The 19,604-nt window shown below is 33.5% G+C and carries 14 protein-coding genes and 1 pseudogene; 1 reads left to right on the plus strand and 14 read right to left on the minus strand.

Features of this window, described 5'->3' with window-relative positions; genetic code table 11:
• The 6 genes and pseudogenes from I593_RS02965 to I593_RS02990 form a co-directional block, all read right to left on the minus strand.
• The coding region (locus I593_RS02965; RefSeq protein WP_016165541.1) for a transposase at positions 1 to 142 on the minus strand (142 nt) is incomplete at its 3' end.
• 70 nt (positions 143 to 212) lie between these two features.
• Positions 213 to 554 carry a UvrD-helicase domain-containing protein gene (locus tag I593_RS02970; protein ID WP_016166095.1) on the minus strand — a complete coding sequence of 114 codons (342 nt, stop codon included), beginning with the start codon at positions 552 to 554 and terminating at the stop codon, positions 213 to 215.
• Positions 539 to 2,341, minus strand: coding sequence for an ATP-dependent nuclease (locus I593_RS02975; protein ID WP_016166096.1), 1,803 nt, complete (start codon positions 2,339 to 2,341; stop codon positions 539 to 541). The genes I593_RS02970 and I593_RS02975 overlap by 16 nt, the downstream gene beginning before the upstream one ends.
• Positions 2,342 to 2,401: 60 nt before the next feature.
• A complete protein-coding gene (locus tag I593_RS02980) occupies positions 2,402 to 3,229 on the minus strand; it encodes a phospholipase D-like domain-containing protein (protein ID WP_016166097.1) in 828 nt (275 codons plus the stop codon).
• An 8-nt stretch (positions 3,230 to 3,237) separates the two neighbouring features.
• A pseudogene (locus I593_RS02985) lies at positions 3,238 to 5,478 on the minus strand (type I restriction endonuclease subunit R); the annotation flags it as partial.
• A 228-nt stretch (positions 5,479 to 5,706) separates the two neighbouring features.
• Entirely contained in the window at positions 5,707 to 5,940 is a 234-nt protein-coding gene (locus I593_RS02990) for a helix-turn-helix domain-containing protein (protein ID WP_016165290.1), read from the minus strand.
• 80 nt (positions 5,941 to 6,020) lie between these two features.
• On the opposite strand from I593_RS02990, the gene I593_RS02995 reads away from it, so the two are divergent.
• Positions 6,021 to 6,503 (plus strand): hypothetical protein, encoded by a 483-nt coding sequence (locus I593_RS02995; RefSeq protein ID WP_016165291.1) that lies wholly within the window; start codon positions 6,021 to 6,023, stop codon positions 6,501 to 6,503.
• Positions 6,504 to 6,525: 22 nt separating this feature from the next.
• Here I593_RS02995 and I593_RS03000 read toward each other — a convergent pair whose 3' ends face one another.
• The 8 genes from I593_RS03000 to I593_RS03035 all read right to left on the minus strand — a co-directional run bounded on the left by I593_RS03000 (position 6,526) and on the right by I593_RS03035 (position 19,523).
• Positions 6,526 to 8,115 carry an SIR2 family protein gene (locus tag I593_RS03000; RefSeq protein ID WP_016165292.1) on the minus strand — a complete coding sequence of 530 codons (1,590 nt, stop codon included), beginning with the start codon at positions 8,113 to 8,115 and terminating at the stop codon, positions 6,526 to 6,528.
• A gap of 25 nt (positions 8,116 to 8,140) precedes the next feature.
• Positions 8,141 to 11,290 carry a type I restriction endonuclease subunit R gene (locus I593_RS03005; protein ID WP_016165293.1) on the minus strand — a complete coding sequence of 1,050 codons (3,150 nt, stop codon included), beginning with the start codon at positions 11,288 to 11,290 and terminating at the stop codon, positions 8,141 to 8,143.
• A gap of 8 nt (positions 11,291 to 11,298) precedes the next feature.
• Positions 11,299 to 12,459, minus strand: a complete 1,161-nt coding sequence (locus tag I593_RS03010; RefSeq protein ID WP_016165294.1) for a restriction endonuclease subunit S — start codon at positions 12,457 to 12,459, stop codon at positions 11,299 to 11,301.
• Positions 12,443 to 14,026 (minus strand): type I restriction-modification system subunit M, encoded by a 1,584-nt coding sequence (locus tag I593_RS03015; protein ID WP_016165295.1) that lies wholly within the window; start codon positions 14,024 to 14,026, stop codon positions 12,443 to 12,445. Before I593_RS03015 ends, I593_RS03010 begins: the two co-directional genes overlap by 17 nt.
• A 284-nt stretch (positions 14,027 to 14,310) precedes the next feature.
• The gene (locus tag I593_RS03020) at positions 14,311 to 14,703 is read right to left on the minus strand and encodes a hypothetical protein (RefSeq protein ID WP_016165296.1); all 393 of its coding nucleotides are present in this window, start codon (positions 14,701 to 14,703) and stop codon (positions 14,311 to 14,313) included.
• Positions 14,681 to 16,639: a site-specific integrase gene (locus I593_RS03025; protein WP_154661473.1), complete on the minus strand. Its 1,959-nt coding sequence runs from the start codon at positions 16,637 to 16,639 to the stop codon at positions 14,681 to 14,683. Before I593_RS03025 ends, I593_RS03020 begins: the two co-directional genes overlap by 23 nt.
• On the minus strand, positions 16,600 to 18,279 hold the full coding sequence (locus I593_RS03030) for a hypothetical protein (RefSeq protein ID WP_016165298.1): 1,680 nt from the start codon (positions 18,277 to 18,279) through the stop codon (positions 16,600 to 16,602). Before I593_RS03030 ends, I593_RS03025 begins: the two co-directional genes overlap by 40 nt.
• A 2-nt stretch (positions 18,280 to 18,281) precedes the next feature.
• A complete protein-coding gene (locus I593_RS03035; protein ID WP_016165299.1) occupies positions 18,282 to 19,523 on the minus strand; it encodes a tyrosine-type recombinase/integrase in 1,242 nt (413 codons plus the stop codon).
• Positions 19,524 to 19,604: the final 81 nt, after the last annotated feature.

A 19,604-nucleotide genomic window follows, 5' to 3' on the forward strand; every position in this document is an offset into this window, starting at 1 on the left:
GATTGGCTTCACGAATCCATTTGTCTAAAGTTGAATAACCCACACCTAATTTCTGGGCGATTGCAGCTATAGGTTCGTGGGAGTTTGAAAGTGCATAATCAATCGCTTGCTGTTTAAATTCAGGACTAAAACGTTTAGCCATTTCTTGAATCTCCAAAGATTAAAGTTACGTTATCTTTAGAGGGACGTGCTGTCCATTATTTTGGCTAGGATCAATCTTCAATACAGCGCGCATATGGAATTATAATTTGCGTTAAAGCGAAGCTGTGTACAGTACCAATAAAATTTCGATCTTGAGTCATAACTCCTAATCTGGTGAGGCGATTTTCAAGCTCTATTGCGCACTCATTATTATAAGTTATACATGCTATAGCTCTTGGAGCAATCACTTCTTCATGAAGAGTTCGAGCAATAGCTGTAGTAAGGGTTTTAGTTTTCCCACTACCAGGGCCGGCTAAAACAACACAATGACTTTTACTTTGCACAGCTTCAAATTGCTCTTTATTTTTTTCCAGTTCAGATAAAGCCTGTTGTAAAGTTATGTGATTAGACATTTTTTCACCATGAACTCAATCGCATCTTGAATATATTTAGGGACTTGTATTTGATTCTCACCAGAAATTTTCTTTCTTAATTTTCCACTTAAGCGTCCTTTACCAATGTCTTTAATCATAGCAAGTAGTTGTGTACTATCTACTTTTGCTAGATCTGCTTTCCACTCATTAATACGTTTTGTACGAATTGATCCAAAACCTTGTTCATCTAGAATTTCTAATAATGCCGTACTTAAATGAGGGGTTTGCGCGATAGCAACTTCAAATGTTTCATTATTTAAAAATATTCCGACCTTACTAAATGAACTACTAAATTCTATAAAGTCAACTGTTTCAGCCCATTCTCTATTTTTTTCAGTAAATTTGGTTAATCCTAAATTAACTTCACAGCGAGAATCCCAAATTCCTAAGCATCTTGCTCTTCCTAATGCTGGTTTTGTTCCCTCTAACGGATCCCAGTCTGTAATCACTGTAAAAGGTATACCTAATCCCTCCGCTAATTTGATATATGGATTAAAGTTCGTTCCAGCTACATTACATACAGTAATCCCGAGCCCATCTAAGTCATAGCCTAATATTTCAGCAAAACTCGGAACTAAAGCCTCCTCAGCATCGCCTTCAACAAAAATAATGCCTTTAGCGAACAGAATTTCTGAACGAGTTGCTATTAAATATCTTTCTATATCATCTTTTTCATCTTCATCAATTGGCAAATCAGCTAATGAAAATGCTTTTGTACTAGTTTCTACAGATCTTAAACTAACAATAGAGCGTAAAGGTACAATTGATGCTAATGTTGGAGAATGACTGGTAACAATGAGGGCTTGGGAGGAATCTTTTTCTTTAAAAATATTTTTGAAAACAGTGCGCTGGAGTTGAGGGTGTAGGTGGGCTTCAGGCTCTTCTATACATAATAAAGAATAATTTCTTTCATTTTTTGCTTTGCGCCAAGAGAATTCCTCTAGTTTTAAAGCCATTAGCATAACATTCGCTGAGCCTAAACTTGCTTCGGTAATACTACGTTTTCCTTCATCAATATACATACCTAAAGTACGAAATAATCTTAAGGGATCAGCATTAGAAAAGCGGAGTGATGTTTTTAAATCATGCCCTTTCCCTGAAAGACCTAGGATTTTTTCGCCTAATGAATCATTCAATTCTTTAATTGCTGGTTGTTCAACAATTTTTGTATTTGCAGATTCTAAATCAGTTGATACTTTGACTAGCTCAGTTGAATCAATTGATCCCATAGCATTTTCTATAAGTGGCCTTAAAGGTGAATTTCTCCAAGAGCCTAGTTGGTTTTCTGCATCACGTAATGCATCAAGAAAATCTAAAGAAATGCGTCTTCTTACTTGATTATGAATTGATCTTGTTTCAACTCCTCCACCATAAACTATAAATTCAAAGTCTTCACTACTGGTTGGCAAACCCGTAATTTCTGGTTTACATCTAAACATATAGCTTAAACGAACAGTTTGAGGATCATGTGCAAGTCTATAATCAGTTAGTAATGAGGTTAAATAAAGATCAGTTTCAAAATCAGTAAAATCTAGATGAACTTCAATTTTCGGTTTTTTAGATAAATCGCAACCATCCCAGAAATCTGATATTTTTAATTGTCTAGCTGAATCTGAAAGTGTTTGATCGATTACTAAGCGCATTGCAAATAGTAAATTACTTTTCCCAACTCGATTTTCACCAAGCAATACAATATTACTACTTAAAGGAATATCAACAGATTCAAAATTTCTAAAGTTGTTGATTTTTAAATTTTTTAAACGCATAAATAATTCTTATAAAGTAAAATTTAAGAAAATTTAAATACATTATATTTATTTAGCAAGTTACTTAGAGTTTTTTTCTGGATTTTTTATATTAACTTTTAGTTTAATAAATTGCTCAGCAAATTCTTCTGCTAGCTCTCTGCTCTCCGTTATAGTGATACTTTCATTGTTATATTTAGCATTATTAGTCCAGTTGTAAGAGCCATGGATCACTTTTTTAAAGTCAATTATACAAAATTTATTATGCATAATTTTCTTTCCAAAATTTGAGGAAGGATTTCCCTTATAGAATTCGATGCCTTTTGAAGAAAAATCTAACCCATATTTTTTAGAAATTTCATCATCATTAACAATAACTTGGATATTTAATCCCTCCCAGTGTTTTTTTAGCAGTTCATTTGCTATTTCCTTGTCTGTAAACCAAGCCATTGCAACCCAAACTACGAACTTGGCACTTTGAATAGCCTCTATTATTTGATCTCTAATTTCTTGAAAATGTGCTTGAATATCAATTTTTTCTTCTGGATCAGCACCGGATATTTTGTAAATTCCTTCTGCGTTTTTCTCTAAATTATAAGAGTCATGCTTTATGATTTCATTTATTAATTTTGCTAGCTCATCAGAATTTCTTACTCGTCTTGTGTCAACTAAGCCTTCAATTATGGTTTTAAAAGTTGGCTTTCCATTAAGTGCCTTTAAGGTAATAGTGACATATTCTTTACGACTTACACCATTAGGTAATCCAGCATTTTCAAAAGAGTAAACATCTCTGATGCCAAACATATTAAAGAACTTAATAAGCTCGGGTCCGCTCATTCGCGGAGCAGGAGATTCATCTCCAGTTATAAAGGGGTTCAAAGCTTCTATTGAAAAATCTGATAATTTCATTTTAATTATTAAGCCACAGCACTTTCATTAAACACTTCAACAACACCAAATATGTTGTCAGCATCACTATCAGCAAATACACCATCAATGCCTTCGTAGTGAATCTGATTAAATGGTGGTTCGTAAAGCTGTGAAGCTTCTAAGGTGCCTCGAATAGTTAAATGCTCAATAATCATTTCTACAAAGCGAATCTGTTTATCATTATAAGTCGTACCTTGTAGATATTTTGAGAAAGCATTTTGTACTGCTTGACGATCTAAACCAACTAAGGAGCGAATGAAAAGTGGTAAAGATTTTTCTGTACCAAAGCATTCTTCAAATTTTTCTTTGCTCTCGACTTCCTGAGCCTCAAATACGAAGCGTTCAAGTTCCCTTAGGTCGGTAGAAGTCAATGCTAAACCACGTTTGAGTTTGGCGATGGTGATATGGTTCTCGTTGGCTTTAATAAAGCTCTCTACACGCTTACGGTACTGAGCAAGGTTAACACCACTGGAAACTACAGGAATATCAACTTCTATCGCTTCACCAATGTCATCGTCTAGCATCGAATACACAATGGTTGAGGCAGATTTTTCAATCAATTTCACCAAACCACGGATACGTTTACGCATCGATTCAAGCATAGGTAAGGTAATGCCTTTCCAATAATCTACCGTTTGCACGTCCTGAATAAGAGCAATCTGTTCAGCGACAATGGGAATGTTCTCTTTGGTTTCCAATTTAGAAGCGATTTCGATCACTTTATTGGCATAACCCTGTATTGCTTTATTATTTTTTTCTAATACAGCAAGCTCAAGGTTGTAGCACAACATATCAAATAGCTTGGCTTCTAATGTTTCTGGCTCAAGTTGATTTGGAAGTTTAGAGATGTGTTCTCGCAATGTCCCGATCGCAAGGTCGTCCAAGTTGTCCCACGTTTCATCATTTTTGAATTGTTCAACATACTCAAGCTCAGACTTTACGATGAAGTTATCGTTATTCATTGACTTCACTTCAGTCTGTAAGCTTTGACGCATATCTTGCTGTACAGCTCTTAAAGCTTCGGTTTCATAATCCTTGGAATTAAGCAGACTTAGAATATTTAATCGAGCTTTGAACAGCCGTTGTCCCAATGGTTCAGTCGTCGATACAGGTGCACCATCAGGGTTTTCATTGAAGTATTCAAAGTTCGAGCAATAGTCGAAGATAAAAAATTCTTTCTTATCATCTTCAGGGCTAAACAACTCTTTGCAGAGTCGTGTACCACGCCCGATCATCTGCATAAATTTCACTTTGGAACGCACTGCTTTAAAGAACACTAGATTAATGACTTCAGGAACATCAATCCCTGTATCCAGCATATCTACTGAAATGGCAATTTGTGGTTCAGGTAAATCTTTCTTACTAAAGTCATCAATTAAGCTTTGCGGATACTTAGTGGCATGAGTAATGACACGCGCAAATTTCCCATCATATTTCGGATAGTTTTCGTTAAAGCGATCTGCAATAAACTGGGCATGTTTTTGATTCACAGCAAAGATGATGGTCTTACCAAGACGGTCACCACCTTCGGTTTTAATGCCATTTTCCATCAAGTGTTTAAGCATTAAATCAATCGTGCCTGTATTGAACAGGTCTTTATTGATCTTAGATGCTGAGACCTCTTCAGGTGCTTCTTCATCACCCCAATTTAGACTATCCCAATGTTGTTTTTCTTCTTCAGAGAGTTCGTCATACTTCACGCCTTCACGCATAAACTTAAGTGGAACTGAATAAGCTTTAGGTGGCACAAGATAACCATCTGCAATGGCTTGATCGAGGTCATAGTAATCGGTTGGAACACCACTTTCTAAGCCAAACAGAGCATAGGTATCTCGATCTACTTCATCTCTTGGGGTAGCTGTTAAACCCACAAGCAGACTATCAAAATACTTAAAAATCTCGCCAAACTTTTGATACACACTGCGGTGGGCTTCATCGACAATGATCAAGTCAAACATGCCTGTACCAAATTTACGTGTACCATCGGCATTCATTTCATCAATCAAACCCATCATCGTTTGATAGGTAGAGAAATACACTCGACCGACTTGGTTTTTATCTTCAAGTAAATTGACGAATGAAGCATCTTTTAAATTGGCTTTAAAGGCATTGTGTGCTTGATTGACTAATGATGTACGATCCGCAAGGAACAGGGCTTTTTGCACTACATTTGCTTTCATGAGCACATCGACCAATGCAATAGCGGTACGCGTTTTACCTGTACCTGTCTAAGGATTACATAGAATGTATGGACATTTTTTAATAGTTTGTTTTTTCAAAAAATTTATTAAATAAGCAATGTCCATATCACGTTAAATAATTCATGGACATCTTTGCCGATAATGTCCATGAATTATTCTGAAATTTTCTTCAGAATAGATTAGGTTGATATATACCAGTTACCTTTATCAGCTACCTAATAATTATGGGTAGTCCACTAATTACACTTAAAAATTTCAAATCTCAAAATAAGATGCTAAAAATTCACTAATCGGTTTATCTAACGCCGATAACCAATCATGTAGTTCTAATACATCAATTCGTCTGTCCAAGTTTTCAACTTTAGCTATGTATGACTGTGGCTTTTTTAAAGATGTAGCAAGTTCTACCTGAGTTATATTTTTCAACTCACGTATTTTGATTAATTCTTTGATCAAATTTTTGTATCGAGGGTCATGTATTGAGCTCATAGCTCAAGATGTTGTACTATTAATGAAAATATCCCAAAATAGGATATTTCCTTGTTCAATTGTTTAATCGGTATATCTATATGTCTACAAATCATCAGCTAAAAAACTGTTTGTTTGATTTTTTGTCAGATAGAACATTTTCAGGTTATGAGTTCAAAGACTTAAGAGGACTCTTTATCTTTTTTTACCCTGAATTTAGCTCAAAAAGATATTATGCAAAAATTTATCAATTTATTAGGGAGCTTGTTTCCGTAGATTTAATATTAGCTGATACATCTACTTGTACATATAAATATTCCTCTAACTACACCCGCTCCGAATTACTAAATTTTAGAGAATCAAATGACTCAGATCACGTTAAAAGCAAGTTGCTAGTCGAATATGATAAAGTTTTGAAAAGTATTGATCACCTTCGTAACGAATTACATATTTACGAGTTGTATCTTGATAAGTTCCCAATACTCTCAGAGATTATTATGAAATTTATCATTAAAAAACAAAAACAAATGTCACTTTTGGAATGTGAAATTAAAGCAATTAAAACTCTATTAGAAGCCTGTTAAAGGTTCTAATAGAGTATCAAAATCATAAAATTTTGTTCTCAATTTGATCTAAAATACATATCAATCGTCTAAAAGTAGAAGCATCTCCTTTAGACTTTAAATTATCGAATTCAGTAGAAAGGTAGCTTTGTTTTAATAAATAACAATTCTGTTGAGTTGGATTATTGATTAGCCATAGTGCCAAAAAGTCGATTCTCTTATTTAAGGAGCATTCAGATTCACCGACTTTTTCCAAGGCTATTATTTCTTCAAATGTCCATGCTTTATCAAACTGTCTTGTTACAGATGTTGGTATTTTCTTTTTATAGTGCTCAATGTCAAAGCCTAAAAGTTCTTTCAGCGTTGATTGAATATTCGTCTGTGTTTTGTATATTGGATTTGCCTTGCTGTATTTTTGGACAGGCAAATAAGTTCTATTCTGCTTAGAAAGTTCTGGAAGCACTTGAGTTAAAATATCAGAATCGCTAAAAGGTAAATGATCTAAGATAATATCTTTTAGGATATCCCAACTATTCACACCATTTAATCCAATGCGTTCACCTGATTCATTTTGAGCAACCCCAACACCGACTACGAATTCTAGTTCTGAATTTTCAGCAGTTGCTTCATCGAAATCTTTTACGGCAATACGTCTGTCCGCATCTTCAGTAGTCTTTACAATATTGTAAATTTGCTCTTTTAAAGCACGTAATAAGTGAACTGGAATTTTCCTTTCTGAATGTTGTAGAGCTTTATAAATTTTAGAATAGTCATGAGTCCGAATATGGGTGAAATATAATTTTTTTGAACCAACCGTCATTAGTACAGATTCTAATTGGTCTTTTTCATCATCAGGTCTAGTAACAAAAATCAGATTCTTTGCCAATCTTTCTAATTGCTCCTGAGATTCCATCATGTCTGCAATTAAACCTAACAAGTCAGTAATATTGGTATCAGTAATAGAATAACCTATAAATATGACAGGATTTTCTAAGAATATAGATAGTAGCTTTGCTGCTAAATATGCATTTTTACTATTAAAATTTTCATAATCATTTTTTGTCAGTACTAAGCTTGAAAAATTACTACAACACCCATGTATTTTAAAAATTTCACCAATAGATTGAGGATTTCTGAAAAATAAGTCTGATTGACCCACATATACATTTAATTTTGGAAAAATAGTTTCAAGCAACCTATCCCAATTTGTTGTGATAATTCCATCAATGACTACTTCTGAGCTTAACAATTCTTTTAACTCAGGATTATCGCTAATTTTTGATTCAATTTCGACATTGTTCAAATATTGACTAATTTCATATTTGAGAGGTGTTTCGATAGCATGAATCCAATTTTTAGATTGGTAGATTTCAGGTTTATCTTTATTTGATTTCCACCATTCAGCAGCAAAATCTCCTGCTAATGCTAAAGCTGCACTTGGATAGTCATTACCTGATGTCCCCAAATAGCTATCAAATGGCATTGAAGTGGAAAATTTAGTTAATAAGCCCTTCCAATCTGGAAGATCTAGATATCGCCTAGAAAAGCCTGAACCAATAAACAAAAATGGGGCAGAAATTGATTCACTCAGTATTTCAGCCAGTTCTTTTTCTATATCTAATTCTTGTGTCATATCCTTACCCTATATTGTTTATTAATTAAAGACTGGCATACTTTTTAAAATTTTCCGCTTGTTCGAAGATTTCTTTATACACTTCATCATGATCAATCGGTGGATAGCCATATTCAGCAAGCAATACAATCAGATCGACTTTTAGTTCAGCTCGAATATCTTCTCGATCACTCCAGTCAGGGTAGCTAGATTTATCATCTACTACTGCTTTAACCGCTTTAGCTAAATCTAATAGCTGATTTTCAGGGTAAGTGAAGTCATATTTCACCGCCAAAGATTGAAGAATGTCATAGAATGCTTTCTCTTCAATGCCAATCCCAAGATCGGCAAATGAACCCATTTCTTGCTTTAAATCTTGAAGTAGATTCATGATTTCATTTGAAAAGTCTTCAAGAACGCCACTGACCAAAATACTGTCTTCTTTACGTTCGTTATAGCTATCAACCAAAGCTTTGAAGCGTTTAGAGAAATCAATAGATTTAGTTCTGTTTACCTGTTTGAATTTACCAATAGCTTTAGCTAATAATTTTTGCAGCAGTTTAATCTTGGTGTTTGGGAGCTTAATTTTTTCTAGCTTAGCTAAGTAATCATCTCCAAAAATATCGACCTCAGTAGATTCATCTTCACCAATCTTGAGAATATCGTCCACTCCGTTAGCCTCTAATGCATCAGCAATCATTTTCTGTACTTGAAGATTCATTTGAGCAGTATCAGGAGCATCACCCCTCGTTAACTTAAAGACGATAGAACGTACAGCTAAATAGAAGTGAATGAGATCTCGTTCATCCTGACTAATCTTTTCTGAGCCATTGCAAACGTCATACGCTGCCTTTAAACGCTTCACAAGCTGCATAAAACGATGTTCTAGCTCTTTGGTAAGCTGAACATGCTCTGATGCCTTATTTAAGCACTGAAGCTGTTTTAAAGGCTCTCCTGAGAAATAAGGGGAGGTATCAAATTTATTAAATAGATCCTTCAATAATTCTAGATGATCTTTGACAACAATGATGGATTGCTCAACATCTTCAAAGTTTTTTGCATCAGATTTATTGTAATGAGCTAAAGCCAATTTCATTTGGTTTTTAATACCAATGTAATCGACTACCAAGCCTTTCTCTTTACTTTCAAATTTTCGATTCACACGAGAAATCGTTTGAATTAAGTTATGTTGTTGAATCGGTTTATCAATATAAATGGTGTCTAGGAAAGGAACGTCAAAGCCTGTCAGCCACATATCGACAACAATCGCAATTTTGAAGTTTGACTTCGGATTTTTAAATTGTCGGTCATGTTCTTTGCGATCATCTTTAGTACCACACAGATCATAAAGTGCTTTCTCATCATCTTTATGTCTTGTAGCAATTAGCTTGATTTTCGCATTTGGCTTGATTTCTTTTCTTTCTTGTTCAGTTAAAGCGATACCATCGGCAGCTTCTTTGACTTCAGCCCATTCAGGTCGAAGCGCAATGATTTCTTGATACAGATTAAAAGCAATTTGTCGTGATGCACAAACAAACATTGCTTTACCCATGATTGTAGAGCCTTCACTCACGCGGGTTTCATAATGGTTTACAAAGTCTTCAGCAATAGCTTTAATTCGATCTGGATTACCCAAAATTAACCGCATATTTGCCATAGCTTTCTTACTTTCTTCAACGGCATAAGTTGAAGCACCATCATTTTCTTGACACTTTTTATAATAGCCTTCAATTTCTTGAAGTTTTTTATTGTCTAGCAATACTTTCGCAGCCCGACCTTCATATACAAGTCTTACTGTAATCTCATCTTGTACTGATTCACTCATCGTATAAGAATCAATTACATCACCAAATACGTCTAAAGTCGCATCAATAGGCGTACCTGTAAAACCAACATAGGTTGCGTTAGGCAAAGAATCATGCAAGTACTTGGCAAATCCGTATGTCTTCTTAACACCATCTTCAGTTACACGGATTTTTTGATCTAGATTGACTTGACTGCGGTGAGCTTCATCTGAGATACAGATGACATTTGTGCGTTCAGTCAATAGCTCAATATCTTCGGTAAATTTATGAATAGTTGTTAAGAACACACCACCACTTTTGCGACCTTGAAGTAACTCTCTGAGATGCTGTCTGCTTTCAACGCTTAGAATTGTTTCATCACCAATAAAGCCTTTTGCATTGGTGAATTGAGCTGAAAGCTGATCATCTAAATCTGTACGATCTGTAATAACCACAATAGTTGGGCTTTCAAACTCTACACTTTTCATAATCAAGCGTGATAGAAAAAGCATTGTGAAGCTTTTACCGCATCCAGTTGCGCCAAAATAAGTACCACCTTTACCATCACCTAACGGCTTTCGATGTGTCTTAATATTTTCAAATAACTTATTCGCAGCATAATACTGAGGATAACGACAAACGATCTTATCGTCTCGCTTAGTTGTATCAGGGAAATAAATAAAGTTACGAATGACATCTATTAATCGTTTAGGTTCAAATAAGCCTTCGATCATGGTATGCAAGGAGTCAATACCATTCTTTTCAAGGGTTTCATCACCTATAACTTTGCGCCATGTATAGAAAAACTCATAAGACGCAAATAAAGATCCCATCTTTGTATTTACCCCATCACTGATTACACATAAGGCGTTGTATTTCATGAGCTCTGGGATATCACGTGCATAACGTACAGTTAACTGTTGATAAGCATCATAAATTGTTGCATCTTCACGAATAGCACTTTTAAACTCAAAGACAATTAAAGGTATACCATTGATATAAAGAATACCGTCAGGAATTCTTAGTTCGTTACCTTGAACTTCCATTTGAGTAATAAACTTAAAACTATTATTTTCGATGTTTTCATAGTCTATCAATCGAATATATAAATCTTTTTTAGAACGATCTTCTCTTTTTAATAAAAAACCATTACTTACTAAATCTAATATTATTTTATTTGTTTCATAAATATCAGAAGCAGGCAGTTTAGTTAATCTTATAGTTATATTTTTTACTTCTTGAGGGGTTAAAGAATCATTTTTATAAACATTTCTAATAAACTGTTCGAAATCATCATAAAAAAACACATCTTCACGAGATTTAGAAGAGTTAACAAAATTTAAATGATCTATATTTCTTAACTTTAAAAGATTCGTAATAACTAGCTCTAGTTTATTTTCTGTAAAACTCATGTCCCCCCCTATATTTTACTAAGATTTAGTAAAATTAAATCTTTAATCTTATTCAAAGAATTAATTTGATTATTTAAAATATTTATGTGCCTATAGATACGGTCAAAATAAAAAGATGCCTTGCTTTCAATATTTTTAGGAGGTAAAACTGTTTTTATCTCATAAAGCATGTCATAGCTTAAAAAAGGCTGAGTACTACCTCGAGTCTGCGATTTAAGATCTTTACTCTTCAGTGTCAGATATCCAAAAATTTTTCCATAATTTTCATTTATATTACACATGACACCATTATACGTCACATAATGTTTTCCAAAAGCATATACAAGAGAACCACAAGAGCCAATGTGACCGATCACTGGGGCATCCTGATTATTAAATTGATCATAGTAGCCAATAATTCCATTACTACCATAAACTGGATAAATTCCTCCATTACTTGGATTATTATTACCTTTACCATATTGAAAACTATAAATATCTTCTAAAGTACCACTACTCCAATCAAAAGGAATTTCACTTTCTAAATCATCATCCCAAATAAATTGTCCTTTTGAATGCTTATAACCTTTAGAATCTAGATTAGAGTCAATGAAATTCATTGGAAAATTAAAATTAACAAACCATTCTCTGTATAAATGATAAGAAGTTTGTTCAACTGTGCTTAAAATTCTTTCTAATAATGAAATCCTATTGCTCACAACAAAATATTCATGATAAATTTCTTTTTGTTTTTCAAGAGGAATATATGGGAAATTTAAATCACAAAAACTATCCCAACTGAATCCACCTCGAACACTACTATCTGTAGTGAACCAACAGTTTCTATCAAATTCCTCTCTGCTACACCACATCATCAAATAGTTAAGATCTAAATGATTATGATCTATTATTTCAAAAACTATGTAAGCAGGAGAAACTATAATAGGTTCTTCTTCTTTCCATAATCCAATTGGAAGCATTTTATCACGCCCCACATGCATTGGATTAAATGCAAATTGTCCTTTTTTGACAACTTTATATTTCGATAAATCAGTGCCGTTAATATTAGCTACCGAAGGCATAAATTCTTTCTCAATATTAATGCCTTTTAGATTCATAACTTTTAAGTCTGTATTGCGATTACTAACCTGACGAACATAATCACCAATTTTTTTATAATTTGATTTCATAGCCCAGCTCTTTAAATACGTTCAACAAATCTTGTTTTGACTTTTCTTCAGCTTTTAAAAGCTCAGCAAAATCTGATCTAAGAGCTAACATTTTTTCATCAAAATCAATATTTTCATCACGGTTAACGAATTCGATATATTTACTTGGTACAAGTGAATAATCTTTAGATGCAATCTCTTGAAGTGATGCTGAATAGCAATATTCGGGAATATCTTGGTATTCAACCTCAAATAATTTTTGTTGCCACGTATGGAAAGTTTCTGAAATTTGTTCAATATGCTCATCTGAGAATTGAATAAATTTCTTCTCGAACGATTCACCAATTTTTCGTAAATCCATAAAGAGTACTTCATCTTCACGATCACGGTATTCACGAGTTAGGTCACCATGAGGCACAGAGCGTTCTTTTTTATTACGATTCAATATCCATAAAGAAACACTAATATCTGTTGTGTAGAACATTCGCATTGGTAATACAGCAATCGCTTCTACCAATTTATTTTCAATCAGCTTTTTACGAATCTCTTTCTCTGTGCCATCACCAGATAATGCACCATTGGCAAGAATGAAGCCTGCAACACCATTTTGAGAAAGTTTAGATACCATGTGGAGAATCCAACCATAGTTGGCATTCCCTGTAGGAGGAACTTCATAGCCATCCCAACGAGGGTCTTTAGTTAACTCATCTGCTCCACGCCAATCCTTTTGGTTAAAAGGAGGGTTTGCCATAATGAAGTCAAATTTTTGATCAGGATGTTGATCCTTTGCAAATGTATCGCGAGCCGCTGCACCAAGATCAGCACTAATGCCACGAATCGCCAAGTTCATCTTAGCAAGCTTATAAGTAGCAGTAGTTTGTTCTTGACCAAAGATAGAAATATCTTTTCTATTACCTTTATGGTTTTCTACGAATTTAAGAGATTGAACAAACATACCACCTGAACCACAAGCAGGGTCATAAACACGACCTTTGTATGGTTCAATCATAGATGCAATCAGCTTAACGATACTTTTAGGTGTATAGAACTCTCCTTTACCTTTACCTTCTGCTAAAGCAAAGTTTCCTAAGAAATATTCATATACACGACCAACGACATCTTCATGTTGGTTGGAGATTGTTTGAATGTTATTGATCTCATCAAGTAATGCAGCAAGCTTACTCACCTCTAGATCAATACGAGAGAAGTAGTTATCAGGCAGTGCGCCTTGAAGTGCTTTATTTTTCTTCTCAATGTTATGCAGGGCTGTATCAATCTTCAGAGCAATATCTTCTTGCTTAGCATTTGCAATGAGATAGCTCCAACGAGACTCTTCCGTTAGATAAAAGACATTATCTTGATGATAAAAAGCTTCAATCTCTAGGAATTTCTCAGCATTTGCACCATGCTTTTCGGCAATCTTTGTACGTTGAGCTTCAAAAGTATCACTCACAAATTTCAAGAAAATTAGAGATAAAACAATATGCTTATACTCAGAGGGCTCAACACTACCACGTAGTTTATTGGCACTATCCCATAACGATTCTTCAAAACTTTTTACTTTGGATTTGGTAGGTTTCTTAGCCACAGAATATATTCCTGAAATTTGTGTTTCAATTAAAGCAAATTACTAATAAAAATAAAATTAACCACAGTGTATTTGTTGCCAATTCAACAGTTTCTAATCAATCTTTCCATTTGGATTCAAAATGATCTTTAAGCTTTAAAGCCTCACTTTCATCCTATATTACTTCTCATAAAGGATTAGCTTGATATGACTTCAAAATAGCAAGAGGATGTTTCTCTAGATTCAGCATTTTTTCAAGTCACTCATTAATACTAAGCACATGAAATTACTAGATATATTAGAAATCAATTATCTACAATTTTCTCTAATTGTAGTGATAACTCAATAATCGTTAATTGTGCTTCTAGTAGCTTAGATACAGCCTCATCTCTTTCTTGAGTTAAAATTTCAATTCGGTTTTTTAATACAGGAACTTGATCATTAGTAGCTGAATTTTCCTTTTTTTTAGCAGAAAAATTAGTGTTTTGTGGATTTTGATCTATCCATTCTTGAATTTCATTAACAAGACTAGGATATCTCGATTTTCTAAGAGCTGAAGGGTCAACACCTGCTTCCTTAGCAACATTGTTTTGTGAAACTTTTGATCCTTTTGGCAATATATTAGGTTTATTAGTTTTAAGCCTAATAAATGCTTCATAAAACTGAAGTTCTGCTTTACTCATTTGATTGAATGACATAAATTGCTTTCCGAATTGATGCTAATTGTTCAGTCTGAAAGACTGTCGAGATTGATTCTTTTTCCAGTTTCTTAATCTTCTCAAGATACGACTGTTCAAGTTTAAGCATAGTATTAACTTTTTTCTTATCAAGAAGAACGGCATCACAAGCCAAGGAATTAGAACCACCCATACATTGCACAATATTCGATATCCCACCATAAGGGCATGGTGCACCTGTTTTTGTACATCCACCTAAAAAAGTTTCTCGATAATTTAGATTGCCTTGTTCAGACATTCTTAGAAGTTGAGTGTGATCTTTTTCGCTAATAGCAGAAATTATCTGAGCCTTTCTCTTATGTCCATGTGGAGAGATGAATTTTGGACTATCCAATTCCATATTTTTTCGGACATTATTTTGATGCCATTCTTCCAAGTATATCTGACCAACTGCATCGTCCAACTTGAACTTTAATTTATAGTAGTTGTTGGCATAATATAAGCTCATAATCGTATTAGCATGCTTAAGTTGATACTGCAAACTCTGCTCAGTGATAAGACCTGATGCTAGCATATTTACAGCACCTGTTCTTCTTAACTGATGCCATGCAAAGTGCCATACTTTACCAACTTGATATATTTCTATATCTAAGTTAGGGGTCATTTTACATGCTATATTGAAATCAGCCTGCGTTATTTGGAATTCCTCTTGCTCAAAAATTTTATCAAATGTACCGATTTGATTAGCATAACCAATGGTTGATCTAATTTGCTCTAATCGCTCATTTTTCCCTCTACCGCTACCCCAAGGTTCAAATACTGGACTATGTAGATAAGGTTTATAGTCATTGATATCTTGCAGGATTCCAAATAACTCTTTAGCACAAGAAAATCTTAGCTCACAAATAATTTCTAAGGCTCTTACAGCTTTTTCAACTGATGGTGATACCACCCAACTAGCCTCACCTTTTTCAGTTTTGGATGTAATTCCGTGAATGAGACAAATTTCTTGTCCATCTATGATTGTTTTGGAAAAGCAACCATACCTCAATAAGTAAGCTTCCGAAATTCTCATTAGTGAAAAATTAACGATATATGCGATACTTACAAAACTTACCATACTAAGATATTTTGAAAGATTGGGGGCTTTAGCCGTATTAGAATCGAAGTCAGTCCATTTTTGAAGCATTCCTGTGACATTATATTTATTAAATTTCTCATTAATAAAATTTCTAGTTTTATTATGGTTATCTACAAAGCAATTAAATACAGAAACCACACCATCACTAATAGAGAGAAAATCATCAATACAATTTTCCAATCTTTCTAATTGATACGCCCATATACGAGGTGGAATATAAGGAGTCTGATTTGAATCATTCACAACAAGATATTTTGAAAACTTTCTAAGTGAGTCTTCATCTAGTATGGTAAAACCAATATCCTTACTAAGAGAAACGAGTTCCTGTAGCCCTATAGCTCGTCTTTTTCCTTTGTATTGTGCAGCAATTTCCTCATAAATTTCCTCATGGTTTCTCAATTCAGAAATTAGAATATTATGTTTTGAACAGACATAGAACAGAGGTTTTAAGATGGTGCAACGGTTTACTATTGTAATAGCACTGACCTTTGGGCTTGCACCCCACAGCCAATATGCAACTATGATTTTAAACAACTGAATATTATCTTTATCAATAATATATCCCTTAGTCTGGTTGCTACCAAAGTTAAATTTCATTGGTTTTATACAGTAAGGTGTAAAATCCCAAATATCATCAGAAAAAACAGAAATTACATTACCTTCTTTATCGCAAGTTATAGGAGTATTATCAAGAGGTAACCAATTATCCAAAGTATAATTTGGCATAGCAGGTGTAATAATGTCAGAAATAATATTTATTGATTTTAAAAACATCTCTACACCATCTCTTGTAAAAGTAAGATGTAATCCATCCAATCAGGATGATATTCTCCCGATTGAACTTCCATTTGAGCTTTTACTATCCATTTTTCTTGTGTTTTACTTAAAGATTTCAATCTATCAATTTTTTCGTTGATACGTTCAATAAGAAGTTTTGCTGGATGGTTTTCAAGAGATGGATTTAATGTCATTTCAAGACGTTTTAAATGAATATGAGATATTAATTTAAAACAATAATCATAACTAATGACATCTTTGTGATAGACACAGAATAAACAACCTTCAGGATTCACACAGTCAGGTTGAGCAATGTTACTTTCAGTCTCAATACTTTGTGGATTTTCACAATTATTTGAGCACAATCCGATAGCTAATTGTTTGAGATTTTGGCTATTGAAACTACTTAATTCTTTTAGAGCATTTACTTTTTTTACTTTCTGATAATTTTTCCTAAAAGTACCTTCTTGATGAGACATCAATTGAATAACATTTGAAGCGTCATCTCCATTTTCAAATAGCCAATTTGCTTTAAACTTACGCAATTGTGTGGAAGATACATATTTAAAATCTATATCTTTGCAAAAATTTCTAACTACATGTAATTTACGCTTAGTTTCTTTTGCTATAAGTTTTTCCCTAGCCATAAAAGGAAAGAGGCTGCTATCATCACAAAAGCCAACGTCTTTCACCCACTGTAAATATCTTAGAAAAATATCTCTATAGGCTTTGTGACACCTGAATGTTGCCTCGCCTTGTTTGCGATTTTTATAGACTGTAAAAACATGATATTCGTCATCCTTAATCATCCATCTAAAATTAGTTATCTTTAAATCAAGAGCTTGTGATAAATTCATATTGGTTTGACTGATAAAAATTATCAACTCTGCTTCAATACGAATATTTATTAGATTGCTTCTTCTATATTTATCTAGTAACGATTCATTTTCAGATAACGCACGTCTACGCTCTAAAGCTAATCTTTTATCTTTAATTTTTTCATAATTAATATTAACCTCCATTAAATTACCTTTTAAATAAGCATTTTTATCATTTGGTAGTTTTATTAATAATGGTAATTCACCTCTGACCGCTTCGATAGTTAATTGATCAACTAAAGCCTTTAACAATTTACCAAAGGCAAAAGCATCATGCTCACTAACTAGTTCAACTTCTTTTTTTTGAGGTCTTTCGGTTAAATTTGTTCTCAAAAGTAAAGTTTTTGTTTTAGGATATTTCTCTAAATTCTGTGAGCTTACAAGAATATTTGCAACTACTGTATATTTCTTATAAGCACTGTACTCATCTTGATTATTTTGTTGAACTGCTAATATCCCATGATTAACCCAATCAATAAAACATTCAGCAATATGCTCTTTTGAAATATACTTGTTTTTATACTCGCACCACCTTACGAATAATGACAGTTTCTCTAATTCAGAAATAATCGTTCTTTGAGATATACCAATTGTTATTCTATAGTCAAAATATTCAAATAAGTTGGATACAAACTCAATCCTTTCACTTAATATTTCACCGTACTTATTGGCTTTTATAGAATTCAAGACAGTTCTTCTATTTTCTAATGCTGCACCTTTATAAAGAAATACAGATAAGTTCCACTCATTTGAGTGTGAGCCATAAGAAAGCTTGTTCAGACAAAATGAAAGAGATTCCATTTTCACAACCCCAAAAATGCCTTTGTATATTCATTAGATATTTTTGCAAGTTGTTTGTTTTGCTCTATGAACTTTACATATTTCAAAGTCGTTTTTTCATCTTTGTGTAGACAGCAATCCCTTACTAACTGAACTGCACTAGTCACATCCATTTTCTCTAAGCAATATTGCATTAAGACTGTTGCAAAAGTTGCTCGAGTTCGATGAAAATAAAAATCCTTAAATTCATAAACTCCATTTTCTAAAGCAGATTTTCTTAGTCTATGAATTGCGACATTGATTGACTTTCCTTCGTTACCTAAATACTTATTCCCCCTTGAGGTTAAAAATAAATTCACAGAATTTTCCACTTTTTTTATTCTTTTTAAACGTCTTACATCATAAGCATATTCAAGAAGCTCATTAACCAACTCAGTTGGAATAATTATGTTGCCACTTTTTGAAAACTTGGTTTGTACTGGTGGAATAGCATCTAAACCAATTCTTATAGTTGCCATGGACATATCATCAAGATAAGAATAATTCTCAATAGTAGCCAACTTGAGGTCTGTAATACTTCCAATACGCATACCCGTGAAAAAACCAAGTTTAAGCATTAAGTAAATTTCGATTGGTGCATGTGTTTTAGCGTATTCTAAAATTTTTGGAACATGTTTGGGATTAATTGGTGATACACCATCCTCTAAATCTATATTTGAACTATTTGCTCTTAGTGGAATAGCTAAATCTGTTGTAAGAACATCGAATGAGTGCTCAAATCCAAACTTGTTAATTACAGTGATTTTCTTAAACTTATTTTTCCAAAGTTCAATATCTTTATTTATTAAGTTATTACGCTGAATCCAACGGTAGAATTTAATTACGGCACGCATTCTATGGGTGGCTGTGGATGGTGCTAGCTGTTGGTTATTTCTTTGTTTAATTAAATATCCTTTAAACACAAATACACATCTTTCACTTTTTTTGTTTGGGAAATGCCACCATGTCAAATTGTCTTCGGTCTCCAACCAAGAAGCATAAGCATTGAGATGTTGCATATCTGTTTGGATTGTTTTTAGCTGGACTCGTTCATTAACCATTAAGTCATAGGCATATAAATTGGCAACATCCCAAGCTTTATTATTAGACCAATAGATTTGTGGAAGATTTTGGGATTCAAGATTAGTAGATTCTTTGAAGATAACTTGATTATCTTTGACAATTATATTTTGAGGTTTGATTTTAACATTTTCGATCCTAGACATAATAATTTATCTATTCAATCATCATGTCCATACTTTATTAAAGTAATACTTAAATGTCAATGAAGAAATGTAACCCTTACC

The organism is Acinetobacter tandoii DSM 14970 = CIP 107469 (genome assembly GCF_000400735.1).
Taxonomy (GTDB): domain Bacteria; phylum Pseudomonadota; class Gammaproteobacteria; order Pseudomonadales; family Moraxellaceae; genus Acinetobacter; species Acinetobacter tandoii.